The 18,852-nt window shown below is 65.7% G+C and carries 17 protein-coding genes; 9 read left to right on the top strand and 8 right to left on the bottom strand.

The window, feature by feature from the left end; genetic code table 11:
• Nucleotides 1–81: 81 nt before the first annotated feature.
• Together dapA and IB257_RS19760 are read right to left on the bottom strand one after the other, a co-directional pair.
• Entirely contained in the window at nt 82–978 is an 897-nt protein-coding gene (gene dapA, locus IB257_RS19765) for a 4-hydroxy-tetrahydrodipicolinate synthase (RefSeq protein WP_054457147.1), read from the bottom strand.
• Between the two features lie 318 nt (nt 979–1,296).
• On the bottom strand, nt 1,297–1,782 hold the full coding sequence (locus tag IB257_RS19760; RefSeq protein WP_119451789.1) for a GAF domain-containing protein: 486 nt from the start codon (nt 1,780–1,782) through the stop codon (nt 1,297–1,299).
• Between the two features lie 179 nt (nt 1,783–1,961).
• Between IB257_RS19760 and IB257_RS19755 the strand changes: the two genes are divergently transcribed.
• The 5 genes from IB257_RS19755 (at nt 1,962) to IB257_RS19735 (ending at nt 6,876) form a co-directional block, all read left to right on the top strand.
• The gene (locus tag IB257_RS19755) at nt 1,962–3,161 is read left to right on the top strand and encodes a PLP-dependent aminotransferase family protein (RefSeq protein WP_119451792.1); all 1,200 of its coding nucleotides are present in this window, start codon (nt 1,962–1,964) and stop codon (nt 3,159–3,161) included.
• 219 nt (nt 3,162–3,380) lie between these two features.
• Nucleotides 3,381–4,307: a 4-hydroxybenzoate octaprenyltransferase gene (ubiA, locus tag IB257_RS19750; RefSeq protein ID WP_054457303.1), complete on the top strand. Its 927-nt coding sequence runs from the start codon at nt 3,381–3,383 to the stop codon at nt 4,305–4,307.
• Between the two features lie 137 nt (nt 4,308–4,444).
• Nucleotides 4,445–4,849, top strand: coding sequence for a DUF1090 domain-containing protein (locus IB257_RS19745; protein ID WP_054457151.1), 405 nt, complete (start codon nt 4,445–4,447; stop codon nt 4,847–4,849).
• 307 nt (nt 4,850–5,156) lie between these two features.
• Complete coding sequence (locus IB257_RS19740) at nt 5,157–5,549, top strand: DUF4148 domain-containing protein (RefSeq protein WP_082401215.1); 393 nt, start codon at nt 5,157–5,159, stop codon at nt 5,547–5,549.
• Between the two features lie 202 nt (nt 5,550–5,751).
• Entirely contained in the window at nt 5,752–6,876 is a 1,125-nt protein-coding gene (locus IB257_RS19735) for a saccharopine dehydrogenase family protein (RefSeq protein WP_192354814.1), read from the top strand.
• 46 nt (nt 6,877–6,922) lie between these two features.
• Here the strand turns inward: IB257_RS19735 and glcC are convergent, their stop codons facing one another.
• Nucleotides 6,923–7,687, bottom strand: coding sequence for a transcriptional regulator GlcC (gene glcC / locus IB257_RS19730; protein WP_013396917.1), 765 nt, complete (start codon nt 7,685–7,687; stop codon nt 6,923–6,925).
• Nucleotides 7,688–7,924: 237 nt separating this feature from the next.
• Here glcC and IB257_RS19725 point away from each other — a divergent pair, with 237 nt between their 5' ends.
• From IB257_RS19725 to IB257_RS19715, 3 genes are all read left to right on the top strand, one after another.
• Nucleotides 7,925–10,099, top strand: coding sequence for a malate synthase G (locus IB257_RS19725; protein WP_119449716.1), 2,175 nt, complete (start codon nt 7,925–7,927; stop codon nt 10,097–10,099).
• A 114-nt stretch (nt 10,100–10,213) separates the two neighbouring features.
• Nucleotides 10,214–10,831: a TetR/AcrR family transcriptional regulator gene (locus IB257_RS19720; RefSeq protein ID WP_175181581.1), complete on the top strand. Its 618-nt coding sequence runs from the start codon at nt 10,214–10,216 to the stop codon at nt 10,829–10,831.
• 249 nt (nt 10,832–11,080) lie between these two features.
• Nucleotides 11,081–11,941 (top strand): hypothetical protein, encoded by an 861-nt coding sequence (locus IB257_RS19715; RefSeq protein ID WP_054457305.1) that lies wholly within the window; start codon nt 11,081–11,083, stop codon nt 11,939–11,941.
• A gap of 77 nt (nt 11,942–12,018) precedes the next feature.
• Here the strand turns inward: IB257_RS19715 and IB257_RS19710 are convergent, their stop codons facing one another.
• The 5 genes from IB257_RS19710 to IB257_RS19690 all read right to left on the bottom strand — a co-directional run bounded on the left by IB257_RS19710 (nt 12,019) and on the right by IB257_RS19690 (nt 15,820).
• On the bottom strand, nt 12,019–12,615 hold the full coding sequence (locus tag IB257_RS19710; RefSeq protein WP_192492701.1) for a TetR/AcrR family transcriptional regulator: 597 nt from the start codon (nt 12,613–12,615) through the stop codon (nt 12,019–12,021).
• Nucleotides 12,616–12,745: 130 nt separating this feature from the next.
• Complete coding sequence (locus IB257_RS19705) at nt 12,746–13,051, bottom strand: DUF4148 domain-containing protein (RefSeq protein ID WP_054457161.1); 306 nt, start codon at nt 13,049–13,051, stop codon at nt 12,746–12,748.
• Between the two features lie 84 nt (nt 13,052–13,135).
• A complete protein-coding gene (locus tag IB257_RS19700) occupies nt 13,136–13,441 on the bottom strand; it encodes a DUF4148 domain-containing protein (protein WP_042795957.1) in 306 nt (101 codons plus the stop codon).
• A gap of 359 nt (nt 13,442–13,800) precedes the next feature.
• Nucleotides 13,801–14,322, bottom strand: a complete 522-nt coding sequence (gene ssb, locus IB257_RS19695) for a single-stranded DNA-binding protein (RefSeq protein WP_119449719.1) — start codon at nt 14,320–14,322, stop codon at nt 13,801–13,803.
• Between the two features lie 280 nt (nt 14,323–14,602).
• Nucleotides 14,603–15,820, bottom strand: a complete 1,218-nt coding sequence (locus IB257_RS19690; protein WP_119449720.1) for an MFS transporter — start codon at nt 15,818–15,820, stop codon at nt 14,603–14,605.
• A gap of 181 nt (nt 15,821–16,001) precedes the next feature.
• On the opposite strand from IB257_RS19690, the gene uvrA reads away from it, so the two are divergent.
• Nucleotides 16,002–18,851 carry an excinuclease ABC subunit UvrA gene (gene uvrA, locus IB257_RS19685; protein ID WP_119449721.1) on the top strand — a complete coding sequence of 950 codons (2,850 nt, stop codon included), beginning with the start codon at nt 16,002–16,004 and terminating at the stop codon, nt 18,849–18,851.
• The last annotated feature ends 1 nt before the right edge of the window (nt 18,852 follow it).

Genomic DNA, 18,852 nt, shown 5'->3' with positions numbered 1-18,852 from the left:
TCCGTCAGCTTCCCGGTAGGACATTTATTACAAAATGAATCCGAAGGCCACAAAGCTGGCGGACTGCTCACCAAGTTCGGGCTACTGGCAGGGATATTGCCGGTTCAGCCCCGCCACGGCGGCGTCCATGCGCGCGGCCAAGCCCGCGCTGGCGGACGGCATGGGCATGCGCAGCTCCTCGCTCAGCAGGCCCTGCCGTCCCAGCTGCGCCTTCAGGGGGCCGGGATTGGGCTCGGCGAACGTCAGCTGGATGATGGGGACCAGCGCGTGGAACAGCTTCCTGGCCAAGTCCAGCTGCTGCGCCTTCACCGCCTGATGCATGGCCACGAACAGATCGGGGCGGATATGCGCGGCGGCCGCGATCATGCCCGAACCCCCCAGGCTCATCACGGACAGCGCCTGCAGGTCCTCACCTGCCAGCACGTGCATGTTGCCGTCGGCGATCAGCGCGATGGTCTTTTCCAGCGAACCGCCGCAGTCCTTGATCGCCGCGATGTTCGGGTGCGCGGCCAGCGCCAGCAGGGTCGCTGTGTCCAGCGTCGTGCCGGTGCGGTAGGGAATGTCGTAGAGCACCAGGGGGAAGCGCGAGGCATCGGCCAGGCAGCGGAAATAGGCGGCGGCGCCTTCCTGGCCGGGCCGCACGTAATATGGCGCGGGCGCCAGGATGCCGGCCAGCGGACGCGTGCCGAAGGCGGCCAGGCGCTGCATCACGTGTCCATGGTGGTTGCCCGCCAGGCCCATGATGACGGGCAGCCGGCCCGCTTCGGTCAGCACGGCGTCCAGCACCGCCAGTTGCTCGGCGTCATCCAGCGACGCGGCCTCGCCGGTGCTGCCGCACACGACCAGCCCGTCCACGCCCGCGGCGGCATAGTGGCGCACCAGCCGGCGCAAGGCCCCGCCATCCACGGCGCCGCCGGCAAACGGCGTGACCAGCGGCACCCAGACGCCCTGGATCGGAGATTGATGATGAGATTGCATGAGAACACTCCTTCGGTGTAAGCGGACCGTGGTTGGGGACCGTACAGAAGTGCTCGGGATACTAGAGGATGCGCGGACGGCGCCAAGCGCCGCCAGGAGGCCGCTGTTCCGTCGCCCATCTGACGGAACAGCATGCTCCGGTCAGATGAGCGGCTGTTTTTTGGATTTCAGGCCGGCGCAAACCAGCACCACGCCCTGGGCGCGGAACGGGAAAGCGGATTGGTTGGCCTGATGAATCATGTATGGATTGAATGCAGTGGTCTGCAAGCGCAGATGCGGGAATCTACCGGGAGCCCGCAACGCTGTCAACGCCGCGCCTCAGCCCAGGCTGGCCAGGAACACCGCGCACAGGGCTTCCATGCCCTGGCGGTCGTCTTCGTCAAAGCGGTCGGGCACGGGGCTGTCCACGTCCCACACGCCGATCAACTGGCCCTGGTGCACCAGCGGCACCACGATCTCGGAACGCGAGGCCGCATCGCAGGCGATGTGGCCGGGAAAAGCATGCACGTCGGGCACCAGTTGGGTCTGGCGCTGGCTGGCGGCCGCGCCGCACACGCCGCGGTTCAGCGGGATGCGCACGCAGGCCGGCTTGCCCTGGAAGGGGCCCAGCACCAGTTCCGTGCCGTCGTAGAAATAGAAGCCCGCCCAGTTCAGGTCAGGCAGGGCCTGATAGGCCAGCGCGCTCAGGTTGGCGGCATTGGCGATGCGGTCATGCTCGCCTTCGAGCAGGGCGCGGGCCTGGGCGACCAGTCCGGCATACAGGGCGGCCTTGGAATCGGCGACGATGGGAGCGGCTTCGAACATGGGAAATGTAACTGTACAGGCGGTTATCGATGCAGGTGATTTTAGGGCTTGGCGCCATTAAGGGGGCCGGGCCGCTGCCGTGTGGGACAATAGTTTTTTGCCGAATGTTTTTTCCGCCGGGCCACCCCAAGGGATCAACCGCCCGTATTTTCCTACCCTTCTTGATCAAGAAGCACTCCATGGACAAGCCTCTCGAACCTGCGTTTTCCTTTTCGGAACGCGCCCAGCAACTCACCAGCTCCGCCATCCGCGAAATCCTCAAGGTAACCGAGCGCCCCGAAGTCATCTCGTTCGCTGGCGGCCTGCCGGCGCCCGGCGGCTTCCCGGTAGAGGTAGTTCGCGCGGCATTCGACAAGGTACTGTCCACCAACGGTCGCGCCGCGCTGCAGTACGGCCCCACCGAAGGTTTTGCGCCGCTGCGCCAATGGGTTGCTGACGACCTGAACAAGGCCGGCGCCAGCGTTGCCGCCGACCAGATCCTGATCGTGTCGGGTTCGCAGCAAGCGCTGGACCTGCTGGGCAAGGTGCTGATCGACAAGGACAGCAAGGTGCTGGTCGAAGACCCCAGCTACCTGGGCGCGCTGCAATCGTTCAGCCTGTACCAGCCCAACTTCGTGCCGGTGCCCACCGACGAAGGCGGCCTGATCCCCGAAGCCATCACGCCTGAACTGGCCGAAGGCGCCCGCTTCCTGTACGCCCTGCCCAACTTCCAGAACCCCACCGGCCGCACGCTGAGCCTGGAACGCCGCATCGCGCTGGTCAAGCGCGCCGCGGAACTGAACCTGACCATCGTCGAGGACGATCCCTACGGCGAACTGCGCTACGCAGGCGAACCGCAGCCGGGCCTGATCGCGCTGGCCGCCGAGTACGGCGCCAACGTCGTGCGCCTGGGCACGTTCTCCAAGGTGCTGGCTCCCGGCCTGCGCCTGGGCTACATCGCTGCCGCGCGCCCGCTCATCAACAAGCTGGTGCAAGCCAAGCAGGCCACCGACCTGCACACGCCCACGCTGACGCAGATGGCCGTGTACGAGATCGTCAAGGAAGGCTTCCTGGAAGAGCACCTGCCCAACGTCCGCGAGATCTACCGCGCCCAGGGCAGCTGCATGCTGGATGCCATCAAGCAGGAATTCCCGGACACCGTCACCTGGACCAAGCCGGAAGGCGGCATGTTCATCTGGCTGACGTTGCCCGAGCACATCGACAGCACCAAGCTGCTGGAAAAGGCCATCGCGCAGAACGTGGCGTTCGTGCCCGGCGCGCCGTTCTATTGCGGCGCCGGCAAGACCAACACGCTGCGCCTGAGCTTTGCCACCGTGCCGGAAGACAAGATCCGCCGCGGCATCGCCATCCTCGGCAAGCTGCTAAAAGCCGAGGTGTAGTAGGTCCCCCCCCGAAGCGCCTGTGGCGCTTCCCCCCCAGGGGGGCGCCGCTACGGACCGGCGGAGCCCGGATCCGTGCGGCCCCGCTTTCGCCACGACAGTGACGATATGACGCGGGTGCCTCGAAGGGGGGGGGTAGGACATGAACGGCGGCCGGGCGCGATGTCCGGCCGCCGTTGTTTTATGCTCTTGGTTTTCCCATTCCGTTTCGCCGTGACAGTGAGCGCCCCCCAACAATCTCCCGTCGACCTCAGCGACATCGTTTTCACCGACTGGGTCGAACGCTGGCTGCCCAAGTCCTGGCGGCCCTATGCCCGCCTGTGCCGCCTGGACCGCCCGATCGGCACCTGGCTGACCCTGCTGCCGGCCATTGCGGCGCTGATCCAGGCCGCGGGCGGCCTGCCGGACCTGCAGCGGCTGATCGTGTTTTCGCTGGGCGCCCTGCTGATGCGCGGCATCGGCTGCACCGTCAACGACATGTGCGACCGCAACTTCGACAAGCACGTCGAGCGCACGCGTTTCCGCCCTCTGACCAGCGGCCAGCTGACGATGAAGAACGCGGTCTGGTTCCTGCTCGGGCAATTGCTGGTCTGCGGGTCGCTGCTGTTCTTCCTGAACGAAATGAGCCGCTGGCTGGCCGTGGCAGTGCTGCCTTTCGTCTTCATCTACCCGCTGTGCAAGCGTGTCACCTACTGGCCGCAAGTGGTGCTGGGCATCTGCTTCAACTGGGGCATGCTGATGGCCTGGTCGGACACGCAGAACCACGTGCCGCTGGCCGCCATCGCCATGTGGGCGGGCGCCGTGCTGTGGCAGGTGGGCTACGACAGCATCTACGCCTACGTGGACGTGCGCGACGACCGCAGCCTGGGCCTGCATTCCACCGCCATGCGCTTTGGCGACCAGGGCAAGCTCTGGATCGGCGGCTTCTATCTGGCCACCATCGTGCTGTGGGCCTGGGGCGGCTACGCCATCGGCCTGTCGTGGGCCTATCAGGTCGGCATGGTGGCGGTGGCCGTGCACCTGGCGTGGCAGTTGAAGGTCTTCGACATCCAGCGCCCCGACCGCAACTTCATGCTGTTCCGCGCCAACCTCTGGCTGGGCGCGCTGCTGGTCGCCGCCGCACTGGCCGGCACGCTGATCCGCTGACGTCCTGCCGGCGCGGCAACGAACCCGGTCGATCGGCGGGGTCCGCGCCGCGCTGAGGCTGCGTTGATGCCGCGCATTGCGAGCATCGCGCGCAAGGCCCATGATGGAACCTCCGCAACGCATTACGGAGACCACGCATGCCCTCATTGCTCAAATCCCTGGCCTTGACGGCCGCCGCAGCCGCCGCCTTCGTGGCCATTCCGGCCCAGGCCGCCAGCGATTGCTCGGCCCAGCGCGGCTGCGCCGCCAAGTTCTGCGAAATCGAAAACGACATCGCCGCTGCCAAGGCGCAGAACAATACCCGCCGCGAAGCCGGCCTGCGCAAGGCCCTGGCCGAAGCCAAAGCGAATTGCACCGACAGCCGCCTGCAATCCCAGCGCGAAGCCGACGTGCGCGAGAAGCAGAACAAGGTCGCCGAGCGCGAAAGCGAGCTCAAGCAGGCCCGCGCCAAGGGCAAGCAGGACAAGATCGACAAAGCCCAGCGCAAACTGGACGAAGCCCAGGCGGAATACAACGCCGCGCTGGTCGAACTGAACCGCTGATTCCCTCCTCCTTGCCGGTCCCGGGCTTTTCCGGGGCTGCGCCCCCCACTCCCCCCGCCGCCAGACCTCCGCCCTACCGGGTGGACTACCTCCTATGGTGTCATCAAATGGAAATTCCACCACCCATGGTGCCATTTGGTGAAATGGAAACCTATTAGTCTTCTTTTTGGAAAGATGTTTTCAGAGAATCAGGGTTTATCCGGAGATGATTTGCGCCCAGAATGCATCTCATCGGGACACAGCAAGCGAACCCCAGGCAATCAGGCCAGCGGTTCGGCTCCCAAGCTCAAGACATTGGAGGTCTGCTATGAAAACCCTTGCTACCGCTTTGATGCTGTCCATGTCCGTTCTGGCTGCCGGCGCCCAAGCCGCCGAGGCTGATCAGGGCCCGACCCGCGCTCAGGTCCAAGCCGAACTGCAACAAGCCAAGGCCTCGGGCCAATACACCTTCGGCGAAGAAGGCTACCCCGCCGCCATCGCCCCGAAGTCGACCCTGACCTCGCAGCAAGTGCAAGCTGAACTGCAACAAGCCAAGAACGCCGGTGAAGTGACCTTCGGCAACCTGGACTACCCGCCCGTCGCCGCGGCTGAACAAGCCACCTCGCTGACCCGCGCCGAAGTCCGCACCGAACTGGCCCAGGCCAAGTCGGAAGGCCTGGTCACCTTCGGCAACCTGGACTACCCGCCCCTGGGCAGCTGATCCCCCCCTGGCCTCCCCGGCCAGGCAGCGCCCCAAAGCCCTCCGGCCCCAAACCGGAGGGCTTTGTTTTTGACGTTTCGATATTTAATTAAGTCGAATTGACGTTACCTATGGCCGATTCGACTATTTAGTCTCTACACATCGACAGCGACCGCGCATAGGATGAGCTCACCCTCTCCCCCATCCATGCAGGAGCCGCACCATGACCACCGCCTCTCCCCGGCCCGTCGTACTTCTGGGCGCCGGAAAAATCGGTTTCGCCATTGCCCTGATGCTGGAACGCAGCGGCGGCTATTCGGTACTGGTAGCCGACCAGGATCCCGAACGGCTGCGCATCGTGGCCGAACTGGGTTGTGAAACCCGTCAGATTTCCGGCGACGACTCCGTGGCGCAATGCATCGAGGGGCGTTACGCGGTCATCAACGCGCTGCCCTTTCACCGCGCCGCCGCGGTGGCCGGCCTGTGCGCCAAGGCGGGGGTGCACTACTTCGACCTGACCGAAGACGTGGCCAGCACGCACGCCATCCAGGCGCTGGCGGAAGACGCCCGCAGCGTGCTGATGCCGCAATGCGGCCTGGCCCCGGGTTTCATCGGCGTGGTCGGCAACGCGCTGGCGCGCCGCTTCGATACCCTGCTGGATCTGCGCATGCGCGTGGGCGCCCTGCCGCGCTATCCCTCCAACAGCCTGCGCTACAACCTGACCTGGAGCACCGAGGGACTGATCAACGAGTACTGCAATCCCTGCGAGGCCATCGTCGACGGCCAACTGACCAGCGTGCCCGCGCTGGAAGGCTACGAGACCTTCGCGCTGGACGGCGTGGAGTACGAAGCCTTCAACACGTCCGGCGGACTGGGCACCCTGCCCGCCACCTTGCGCGGTCGCGCCCGCAACGTGGACTACAAATCGGTGCGCTACCCGGGCCACTGCAGCATCATGAAATTGCTGCTCAACGACTTGCGCTTGCGGGACCGCCGCGACCTGCTCAAGGAAATTTTCGAAGCCGCCATTCCCACGACCGAACAGGACGTGATCGTGATCCAGGCTTCGGCATCGGGCCGCCGCCATGGCCGGCTGGAAGAGGAGTCCTATCCCATCCGCATCTTCGGCGCGGACGTCGACGGCCATCGCCTGAGCGCGATCCAGCTGTCCACCGCCGCCGGCATCTGCGCCGCGCTGGATCTGGTGGCGCAGGGCGCATTGCCGCAACGCGGGTTCGTCGGGCAGGAAGCCATCGATCTGGACGCGTTCATCAACAACCGCTTTGGCCGCGTGTACGCGGGCAAGCCACTGGCGCTGGTGGGCAGCGGCGCCATGGCCGACCGCTGAACCACGACGCGCCCTCATGCGTCCTGCCCCGCGAGAGCGCAGGACGCTAGCTCCAGCCTTCCAGCCGCAGCGTCGCGCGCACCAGGCGCTGCTCTTCCTGCTCGATATCGGCCAGGCTCTGGCGCACGCTGTCCACGTGGTCCGCGGCCGCCTTGCGCGCCTGCTCCGGCTGGCGCGCCGTCACGGCGTTGAACAGCCGCGTGTGCTGCCGGTCGATCTGGCGTTTCTCGGGTTGGCGGTGGTACAGGTTGTTGACGCAGGCGAAGACCGAGCCCAGCAGCAAGTCCGTCAGCGATTGCAGCGTGTGCACCAGCACCGGATTGTGCGAAGCCTCGCAGATGGCCAGGTGAAAGGCATGGTCCAGATGCGCGTGCGTCGCCGTGTCGGTGGCCGTGCCCTGCGCCGCCACCATTTCGTCATAACGGCGGCGGATCATGATGAAATCCGCCTCGGTGCCACGTATGGCCGCCAGCCGGGCAGACTCGGCTTCCAGCAGCGAACGCACTTCCAGCAGGTCGTAGAGCGTGCGCGGCTGCGAATTGAACAGGTGCATCAGCGGACCGGCATCCACCTTGGATATGTGCGCCACATACGAACCCTTGCCTTGCGCGGTGTGGATGATCTCGCGCGCGCGCAAGAGCTTGAGCCCTTCGCGTAGGGCCGTGCGCGACACGCCCAGCTTCTCGGTCAGACGCCGTTCGGAAGGCAGCGCCTGGCCGGCCTTCAGCACGCCGTCCAGGATCAGGCGTTCGATCCGTTCGGCGACCTCGTCCGCCACCTGGCGAGGCTTTTCTTCAGTTTCCGCGTACATGCACTCTCCGCACCAGTGGTATGACCAAGTGCATCCCCGATCGGACCTCTTGCATAACACCCCCGTAAGTAGCTGATATAAAACCATAAAAATTACGGCTTTGCCCATACGGCAGTGCACAAACTGGTATGACCAGTGGGTTTTGATATGGACATTGCGGCAGGCGCGAACGATGATGTCGAGACCAGATACGCCCGGCGCGCGGCGTCGGCCAGTCCCTTACCGCTAGAGAACCGCATGACTCAACGCATCCAGCATCACGGCCTGCAAGTGGCGGCCAATCTCAATCAATTCATCGAACAGGAAGCCCTGCCCGGCACCGGCCTGGATGCCGAAGGCTTCTGGCAAGGCTTCGCGGCCCTGGTGGACGACCTGGCTCCGAAGAACCGCGCGTTGCTGGCCGAACGCGACCGCCTGCAGGCCGAGCTCGACGCATGGCACCGCGCCCACCCCGGCCCCATCGCCGATCCGGCCGCCTACCGCAAATTCCTGGAAGGCATCGGCTACCTGCTGCCGCAGCCGGCCAGTGTGCGCGCCACCACCGACAACGTCGACACCGAGATTTCGCAGCAGGCCGGCCCGCAGCTGGTCGTGCCCATGTCCAACTCGCGCTACGCGCTGAACGCCGCCAACGCGCGCTGGGGCAGCCTGTACGACGCGCTCTACGGCACCGACGCCATCCCCGCCACGCCCGGCGACACGGGCCGCGGCTACAACCCGGAACGCGGCGCCGCCGTCATCGCCCGCGCCCGCGCCTTCCTGGACACCGCCGCCCCGCTGGCCCAGGGCTCGCATGCCGACGCCCGCGGCTACACCGTGGAAAGCGGTCAACTGCGCGTGGCGCTGGCCAACGGCTCGACCGGCCTGAAGAATCCCGCGCAATTGGCCGGCTACCAGGGCGAGGCCTCCGCGCCTACGGCCATCCTGCTCAAGAACAACGGCCTGCACTTCGAAATCCAGATCGACCGCAGCCACAGCATCGGCGCCACCGACGCCGCAGGCGTCAAGGACGTGCTGGTGGAAGCCGCGCTCACCACCATCATGGACTGCGAGGATTCCGTCGCCGCCGTGGATGCCGAGGACAAGGTCCATATCTACCGCAACTGGCTCGGCCTGATGAAGGGCGACCTGACCGAAGAGGTCACCAAGGGCGGCAAGACCTTCACCCGCAAGCTCAACGCCGACCGCGACTACACGCGTCCCGACGGTTCGCCGCTGACCCTGCATGGCCGTTCGCTCATGTTCGTGCGCAACGTCGGCCACCTGATGACCAACCCGGCCATCCTGGACCGCGAGGGCCGCGAAATCCCCGAAGGCATCCTGGACGCCGTGGTCACCAGCCTGGCCGCGCTGCAGGACCGCAAGCACAAGCTGAATTCGCGCACCGGTTCCGTCTACATCGTGAAGCCGAAGATGCACGGCCCCGTCGAAGCCGCCTTCGCCAGCGAACTGTTCGACCGCGTCGAAGACCTGCTCAAGCTGCCGCGCAACACCCTGAAAATGGGCATCATGGACGAAGAGCGCCGCACCAGCATTAACCTCAAGGCGTGCATCGAGGCCGCCGCCGCGCGCGTGGCCTTCATCAACACCGGCTTCCTGGACCGCACCGGCGACGAAATGCACTCCAGCATGGAAGCCGGCCCGATGCTGCGCAAGGGCGACATGAAGTCCACCGCCTGGATCACCGCCTACGAGCGCAACAACGTGCTGGTCGGCCTGGATGCCGGCCTGCGCGGCCGCGCCCAGATCGGCAAGGGCATGTGGGCCATGCCGGACCTGATGGCCGCCATGCTGGAACAGAAGATCGCCCATCCCAAGGCCGGCGCCAACACCGCCTGGGTGCCTTCGCCCACCGCAGCCACGCTGCACGCGTTGCACTACCACCAGATCGACGTGCAGGCGGTGCAGCAGGAGCTGGAACGTACCAAGCTCGACAGCGTGCGCGATGACCTGCTGGGCGGCCTGCTGACGGTGCCGGTCGGCGATCCGTCCAAGTGGTCCGCGCAGGACATCCAGCAGGAGCTCGACAACAACGTGCAGGGCATCCTGGGCTACGTGGTGCGCTGGATCGACCAGGGCGTGGGCTGCTCCAAGGTGCCGGACATCCACAACGTCGGCCTGATGGAAGACCGCGCCACGCTGCGCATCTCCAGCCAGCACATCGCCAACTGGCTGCGCCACGGCGTGACCAACCGCGAGCAGGTCATGGAAACCTTCAAGCGCATGGCCAAGGTGGTCGACGGCCAAAACGCGGGCGATACGCTCTACCGCCCGATGGCCGGCAACTTCGACACCTCGCTGGCATTCAAGGCTGCCTGCGCGCTGGTGTTCGAAGGCCTGACCCAGCCCAACGGCTACACCGAGCCGCTGCTGCACAAGTACCGCCTGGAGTTCAAGGCCAACCAGGCCTGATCCCGGCGCGCTTTTGCCGCAACAAGACCGGACAGCCTGGCTGTCCGGTTTTTTTCGGGGCGCGACCCTGAAAAAATCCAGGTCAATTTCGCACGGTCGTGCTAAATTTGCCGCATGACTGCCAAAACCGAGAAAAGCGAGCTGACCTTCGCGGCCATTGTGGACGCGGCCCTGGACATGGCCGCGGCGCAAGGCATGGAGAGCCTGTCGCTCGGCCAGGTGGCCAAGCGCCTGGGCATCAGCAAGAGCGGCGTGTTCTCGCGCGTGGGCTCGCTGGAAGCCCTGCAGCAGGCGGTGCTGGACGAATACGACCGGCGCTTCCTTGAAGCCGTGTTCACCCCGGCCCTGGCCCATCCCCGCGGCCTGCCCCGGCTCAACGCCCTGGTCTCGCTCTGGATCGAGCGCGCCAGCAATGTCGAAACGTTGACGGGCTGCATCTACGTGGCCGGCGCCTTCGAATACGACGACGTGGAATCCCCGCTGCGCTCGGTGCTGGAGGGCAATCTACGGCGCTGGCGCAGCGCCATGCTGCGCACGGTCAACCAGGCTCTCGAAGCCGGCCACGTCAGGCCGGACACGGATCCCGAGCAGCTCGTATTCGAGGTCTACAGCCTGATGATCGGGCTGATGCACGATGCCCGCTTCCTGCGGGATCCCAAGGCTCCCCAGCGCGTGCGGGCGGCCTATGAACGATTGATTTCCACCTACCGCAGTTTCAAGTACCTCGAGTAGCCGTATTTCCAGCGCCGGCCCGTGCCGGCAATTCTTTACTTTAATTTCGCACGGTCGTGCGAAATTTTCCAGGAGCCTGACATGTGGATCGTTATCGCAGTGATCGCCGTTTCAGCCGGGGGCAGCGTCTGGCTGCAGTGGCGCGAGCTGCTCAAGCAGTTACCAGACCGCGCCGAGCATCTGGTACTTTTCTAGAAAGACATGGCCATCCCGTTCTATATTTCGAGTTCGCCTGTCCCGAACGTCGTCATGCCGCGCTCCAATCATCTACTGATCATCGATCCGCAGAATGACTTCTGCGACCTGCCCGAGTCGTACCTGCCCACGGATCCCGTGACGGGCGCCGCGCACGCGCCCGCCCTGCCTGTGGCCGGCGCCCACGCCGACATGCAGCGGCTCGCGCACTTCATCGACACGACCGCGCCCGCGCTTACCTCGATCACGGTGACGCTGGATTCGCACCATCGCCTGGACATCGCCCATCCGACCTTCTGGTCCACCGGCGACGGCCAGCCCGTGGCGCCGTACACGCAGATCACGGCGGCGCAGCTGCGCGCGGGCGATTTCCGGCCGCGCCACGACGACGACCTGCCGCGTACCCTGTCGTACCTGGACGAACTCGAAGCGCGCGGCCGCTACACGCTGATGGTGTGGCCGCTGCATTGCGAAATCGGCACCTGGGGCCACAACGTGCATGCGGACGTGCGCGCCGCCTACAGCCGCTGGGAAGACGAGCGCCAGTTCATCGTGCGCAAGGTGCCCAAGGGTATGAACCCCTGGACCGAACACTACAGCGCGCTGATGGCCGAAGTCCCTGATGCCGACGATCCGCGCAGCCAGCTCAACCGCAGCCTGCTCGATTCGCTGGACCGCGCCGAACTCATCCTGATCGCCGGCCAGGCCGGCAGCCATTGCGTCAAGGCCACTGTCGAACACCTGGCCGAGCACCTGCCCGGCCGCGACCTGTCGCGCCTGGTGTTGCTGACGGACTGCATGAGCCCCGTCGCGGGCTTCGAAGACGCACAGGCAACCTTCCAGCAACGCATGCGCGACCTGGGTATCCAGGCGCGCACCAGCGTCGACATGGCGCGGGCGCTGCTCGCGGCCTGATCCCGCCGCGCAAAACACAACGGCCGCCTGCTTGCGCATGGCGGCCGTGGTTGATGGGCTGCGTGGAGCGGGAACGCTCAGACGGCGCTGCCGTGCTTGCCGTCGCACTCCACGTACAGCGCGCCGATGGCCTCGCACAATGCCGCGGGCTGTTGGAACAGGCGCGCCACCAATATGCAACCTTGCACCGTGGCGAACACCGCGCGGCCAGCCGCCTCCGGCGTGCCAGAGAACTTCATCGTGCCCTGCGCCGCGCCTTCGGCCAGCACGCGTGCCAACCAGGCTTCGTGCGCGCGGAAGAATCCTTGCAATGCGCCACGCACGCGTTCGGGCAGCGAATTGACCTCGGCCGCCAGCATGCCGGCCAGACAGAGCTCGCCCGACCCGCAGGCGCGCGATTCCATCATCGACAGATATTGGTCGAGCTGCGCTTGCGCCGGCAGCGACGTGTCGATCCCGCGCATGGCTGCCAGCGCGCGTGCGCTGTAGGCTTCGACGGCCTCGTAGAGCAAGTCGTCCTTGCCCGGAAAGTAATAGTGGATGCTGGACGTCTTTACGCCCACATGCTCAGCCAGGTCGCGGTAGCTGAAGCCGTTGCATCCGCGCGTGCGGATCAGCTTCTCGGCATGGGCCAGAAGCTGTTCGCGAGTGGTGTTGGAAGTAGGAGTGTCCATGGCTGAATATTACCTACTAATAGGTTGATTCGTCATCGGTTCCGGCAGCGTTGCCACTGCTCCAAAACCCTTGCGGACCCCGGCCGGGAATCATCCCGCCCCCCGGGATCCGCATGTACCGGCATGAAGCTCAGCCTTGCACGGGCGGGTAGTCCAGCTCACCGCTGTCGGTCAGGCCATGCGCGCGGGCGGCGGCCAATTCCTGCTGCACTTGCTTGCGGCTCTTGTCGCCGGCCGAGGCAAACATCGTGGCGGCGTAGCCTTCTTCGCCCGACACCAGCTCGCCATTGGCGCGCGCTTCGGCCAGTTCCTGCTGCACCTGGGCGCGGGTCACCGTGCTTTCGGTGTTCAGGGGAGGCGGATAGTCCAGTTCGCCGGCTTGGGCGGCGCCGATGAAGGAAGCGGACAGGATCAGGGCGGATACGAGGGTCTTCATGGTTGATCTCCAGTAAGGATCAGGTGCTGCATCAGGGTTTCGATGGAGCTATCTACTTATAGATAGATATCGAGGGAAAAAAACTCAGCCTTGCACGGGCGGGTAAGCCAGTTCGGCGCTGTCGGTCAGGCCTTGGGCGCGGGCGGCGGCCAGTTCCTTCTGGACCTGGGCGCGGCTCTTGTCGCCAGAGGCGGCAAAGATCGTGGCGGCGTAGCCTTCTTCGCCAGACACCAGTTCGCCATTGGCGCGGGCCTGGGCCAGCTCTTGCTGCACTTGGGCGCGGGTCACCGTGCTTTCGGTGTTCAGGGCAGGCGGATAGTCCAGCTCGCCGGCTTGGGCGGCGCCAATGAAGGAAGCGGACAGGATCAGGGCAGATACGAGGGTCTTCATGGTTGATCTCCAGATAACGATTGCGTAGCGGTTCAAAAAAACTATCTACTTATAGGTAGACAAGAAGGGAAATAAAAAAGCGGTCCTACTGTATTTCTGGTTTCGACGTCGGCGGGTGTTTGGTTTGCTGCGTCGATGGATGAATCTTATCTACTACTAGGTAGATAGCGCAAGGGGGTTTTGTGAAACAAAATAATTCCAGCAACACCAGGACTTCGCCTCACCTATGCCGGAATGGCGCCCCATCCGCGAGTCGGCCTCTCGAACGCGTCGGCCCACACTACCGCCAGGGGCAACAAAAAACCCGGTAAATCAGGAATTTACCGGGTTCTTGTTGAAGTCTGATGCCGCGCTGTGGCTTAGAACGGAATATCGTCGTCCATATCCGCCAGATTGGCGCCGCTGCTGGCCGGAGCCGCCGCGGGAGCCGGACGCTGCTGCGGCGCCGGGCGTTGGGCCGGGGCGCGCTGCTGCTGCGGGCGCGAAGGCGCGTCGTCGTAGCCGCCACCGCCGCCGAAGCTTGCGCCACCGCCGCCGCCGTCTTCGCGGCCGCCCAGCATCTGCATCTGGTCGGCGACGATTTCGGTGCTGTAGCGGTCAGCGCCGGTGTCCTTGTCTTGCCACTTGCGCGTCTTCAGGCGGCCTTCGATGTAGACCGAGCGGCCCTTCTTCAGGTACTCGCCGGCGATTTCAGCCAGGCGGTTGTACATGACTACGCGGTGCCATTCCGTTTCTTCGCGGCGTTCGCCCGAAGCCTTGTCTTTCCAGGTGGAGGTGGTGGCAATGGACATATTGCAGATTGCCGCCCCTTCGGGGCTGTAGCGGACTTCCGGGTCGCGTCCCAGATTGCCCACGAGTATGACTTTGTTAACCGATGCCATGCCGTTGTCCCTCTGTTGTTGACAGCCTGCGTGTGCGTTGCCGCGGACGCGCCGGCAACAACATAAAAGCGATGATGTTGAAGACCGGCTTCATGAAACACGCCGGTCACCGCAACGATGACCGGCGACGCCGGGTTGAACCCTGAGTGAAGCCCTGATTTGATGCGTATTATCGACGAAAAGCGCCCGCCGCGCCAAACCAGGATGTGACAAAGCCGTCCACCCCAGCCATGGAGTTTTCGCGTCTGTTGGGCGCTTTTCGGGGTGGGATCCCGACTTTTCAGCCGGCCCGCGCCGATGCCTGGCGGTCCGGTTCGGGCAACGGCCGCAGGGCCCAGGTCACCGCCAGCCAGATCGCCGACAGGGCGGCGGCGGCGATGAAAACGGCGCTGGAACCGGAATGCGAGGCCAGCCAGCCGCCCAGCGCGCCACCCGCGAACAGGCCGGCGGCCTGGGCGGTGTTGTAGAAGCCCAGCGCCAGGCCCTTGTAGGCCTGCGGCGCGACCCGCGACACCAGCGACGGCTGCAGGGCTTCCAGCACATTGAAGGCCACGAAGAAGCCCGTCAGGGCGGCTGCCAGGGTGTAGAAGCCATGGCTGGCCGCGGGCAGCAAGGCGCACACCAGCGCCAGCCCGGCCACGGCGGCGCGCAGGGCGCCGCGATGGGCGCGGCGCTTTTCGGCGACGAACACCACCGGCACCATCAGCACGAAGGAAACCAGGATGACCGGCAGATAGACCTTCCAGAGCTCGCGCGCGTCCAGGCCGCCCACCTTCGCCAGCAGGGCGGGCACCACGACAAACAGCGCCACCTGGATCAGGTGCAGGACAAAAACGCCGAAATTCAGGCGCAGCAGGTCGCTGTGGGTCAGGACTTCGCGCGGCCGGGCCGCCTGCATGGTGCGGGCCTGGGTCAGCGGCACCACGGGCACCACCCAGCCGGCCACGGCCAGGCAGATCACGCCCAGACAGGCGATGGTCCAGAACAGGCCGGACAGGCCCCACCAGCCCACCAGCACGGGCGACAGGACCAGCGACACGGCGAAGGACAGGCCGATCGACCCGCCCACCATGGCCATGGCCCGGGTGCGGACCTCGTCGCGGGTGGAATCCGCCAGCCAGGCGGTGACGGCCGCGGAAATCGCCCCGGCGCCCTGAATGGCGCGGCCGATGGTGATCCAGTACACGTCGGACGCCTGTGCACAGACGATGCTGCCCGCCACGAACAGCAGCAGGCCGAACAGCACCACGGGACGCCGGCCCCAGCGGTCGGACGCCAGGCCGAAGGGAATCTGCATGAAGGCCTGGGTCAGGCCGTACATGCCCAGCGCCAGGCCGACGCGGGCCGGATCGTCCCCGCCCGGCATGCCGGCGGCGGCCACGGCGAAGACGGGCAGCAACAGGAACAGCCCCAGCATCCGCGCGGCGAACAGTCCGGCCAGCGCCACGCTGGCGCGGCGTTCGGACGGGGTCAATTTCAGTTTTTTATCTGCCTGCATGCGAAAAATTCAACGATGACTAGGACTCGCCCGCGCGCGTGGATGTCACACGCCCACGGTCTGATCTGGCGGTGCGGCGCCGCCCCCCGGGTCTATCCAGGCTGGAGTACTGCCCCGAACGCAGGGGGATTCGGCGCGCTATAGTACCAAGTTGGCCTTTGAAACCGCTTAAAAGAGCCCGATGGACGTGACAATACGCATTCGGGGTGCGCGCACCCACAATCTCAAGAACGTCTCGCTCGACCTGCCACGCCACAAGCTGGTGGTCGTCACCGGCTTGTCCGGCTCGGGCAAATCGTCGCTGGCCTTCGACACGCTGTACGCGGAAGGCCAACGCCGCTACGTGGAAAGCCTGTCCGCCTACGCCCGCCAGTTCCTGCAGCTGATGGACAAGCCGGACGTGGACCTGATCGAGGGCCTGTCCCCGGCCATCTCCATCGAACAGAAGGCCGCGGGCCACAACCCCCGCTCCACCGTCGGCACCATCACCGAGATCCACGACTACCTGCGCCTCCTGTACGCGCGGGTCGGTACGCCCTATTGCCCCGACCACGGCCTGCCATTACAGGCGCAAAGCGTCAGCCAGATGGTGGACGCGGTGCTGTCCTGGACGCCCGAAACCCGGCTGGCGGTACTGGCGCCCATAGCCCGCGGCAAGAAAGGCAGTTTCGAGGACGAATGCGCCAGCCTGCAAGCGCAGGGCTACGTGCGTCTGCGCGTGGACGGCCAGTTGACCGAAATCGACGGCATGGCGCCGCTGAAGAAGACCGAGAAGCACGACATCGACGTCGTCATCGACCGGCTGCGCATCAAGCCTGAAAGCAAGCAGCGCCTGGCGGAAAGCTTCGAGACCGCGTTGCAGCTGGCCGAGGGCCGCGCCCTGGCGCTGGACATGGACAGCGGCCGCGAACAGGTCTTCTCCAGCCGCTACGCCTGCCCGGTGTGCAGCCACAGCCTGCCCGAGCTGGAGCCGCGCCTGTTCAGCTTCAACAATCCCATGGGCGCCTGCCCCAGTTGCGATGGCATCGGCCAGGTCGGCTTCTTCGACCCCAAGCGCGTGGTCGCCTTCCCGGAGCTGAGCCTGGCGGCCGGCGCCATCCGCGGCTGGGACCGCCGCAACGCCTTCACGCATTCGCTCTTGACCAGCCTGGCGGCGCACTATGAATTCGACATCGAAGCGCCCTTCGAGGAACTGCCCGAGGCGTTGCGCGACAAGGTGCTGTACGGCTCCGGCGACGAAGAGATCTCGTTCCTCTACCTGAACGAAAAAGGCCGCAGCACGGTCAAGCGCCATACATTCGAAGGCGTGATCCCGAACCTGGAGCGCCGCTGGCGCGAAACCGATTCGGCCACCGTGCGCGAAGAGCTCGGCAAGTACCGCAACATCAAGACCTGCCCGGATTGCGGCGGCTCGCGCCTGCGGCCCGAGGCCCGCAACGTGCTGATCGGCCAGGATCCGCGCGGCGGCGAACGCCACGGTCAGGCCATCTACGAGGTCGAGGCCATGCCGCTGTCGACCTGCCTTACCTGGTTCCGCGACCTGAGCCTGACGGGCGCCAAGCAGGAGATCGCGCAACGCATCGTGCGCGAGATCGAGGCGCGCCTGAGCTTCCTGAACAACGTCGGCCTGAACTATCTGTCGCTGGACCGCAGCGCCGATACCATCTCGGGCGGCGAGGCGCAGCGCATCCGCCTGGCCAGCCAGATCGGATCGGGCCTGACCGGCGTGATGTACGTGCTGGACGAGCCCTCCATCGGCCTGCACCAGCGCGACAACGACCGCCTCATCGGCACCCTGCAGCACCTGCGCGACCTAGGCAATAGCGTCATCGTCGTGGAGCACGACGAAGACATGATCCGCATGGCCGACTGGGTCGTGGACATGGGACCGGGCGCGGGCGAGCACGGCGGCCAGGTGGTGGCGCAGGGCGACCCGGAAACCGTGCAGCGCGACCCCCAGTCGCTGACCGGCCAGTACCTGAGCGGCGCGCGCGCCATCGCCATCCCGAAGCGACGCCCCGTCAACGACGAACTGTCCTGGCTGACCCTGACGGGCGCCAGCGGCAACAACCTGAAGAACGTGGACCTGCGCATCCCCGCGGGCCGGCTGGTGTGCGTGACCGGCGTGTCCGGTTCGGGCAAGTCCACGCTGGTCAACGACACGCTGGCGGTCGCCGTGTCGCGCCAGCTGCATCATGCGCAGAGCGAACCCGCTCCTTACGTGTCGATGCAGGGGCTGGAGAACTTCGACAAGATCATCAGCGTGGACCAGAGCCCCATCGGCCGCACGCCGCGCAGCAACCCCGCGACCTACACGGGCCTGTTCACGCCCATCCGCGAACTCTTCGCGGGCGTGCCGGAAGCGCGCACCCGCGGCTACGACCCGGGGCGCTTCAGCTTCAACGTCAAGGGCGGGCGCTGCGAGGCCTGCCAGGGCGACGGCGTGGTCAAGGTCGAAATGCATTTCCTGCCCGACATGTACGTGCCTTGCGACGTCTGCCACGGCAAGCGCTACAACCGCGAAACGCTCGAAATCCGCTATCGCGGCCGCAACATCAGCGAAGTGCTGGACCTGACGGTCGAGCAGGCGCTGGAATACTTCGAGTCCGTGCCGGCCATCGCCCGCAAGCTGCACACGCTGATCGACGTGGGCCTGTCGTATATCCGGCTGGGCCAGAGCGCGACCACCCTGTCGGGCGGTGAAGCGCAGCGCGTGAAGCTGTCGCAGGAACTGTCGCGGCGCAGCACCGGCCGCACGCTCTACATCCTGGACGAGCCCACCACGGGCCTGCATTTCCGCGACATCGAGCTGCTGCTGCAGGTGCTGAACCAGCTGGTCGACAGCGGCAACACGGTGCTGATCATCGAGCACAACCTGGACGTCATCAAGACCGCGGACTGGGTGGTCGACATGGGTCCCGAAGGCGGCGACGGCGGCGGGCGCGTGGTGGCGCAGGGCACGCCCGAAGACGTGGCCGGCACGTCCGCCAGCCACACCGGACAATACCTGGGCAAGCTGCTGCGCCGCTGAA

Origin of the sequence: Achromobacter sp. ACM03, from assembly GCF_014851665.1 — a bacterium.
GTDB classification, from domain to species: Bacteria; Pseudomonadota; Gammaproteobacteria; order Burkholderiales; family Burkholderiaceae_B; genus Achromobacter; species Achromobacter aegrifaciens.
Note: the sequence above shows the minus strand (reverse complement) of the source record. Positions and strands in the feature narration are given on the sequence as shown.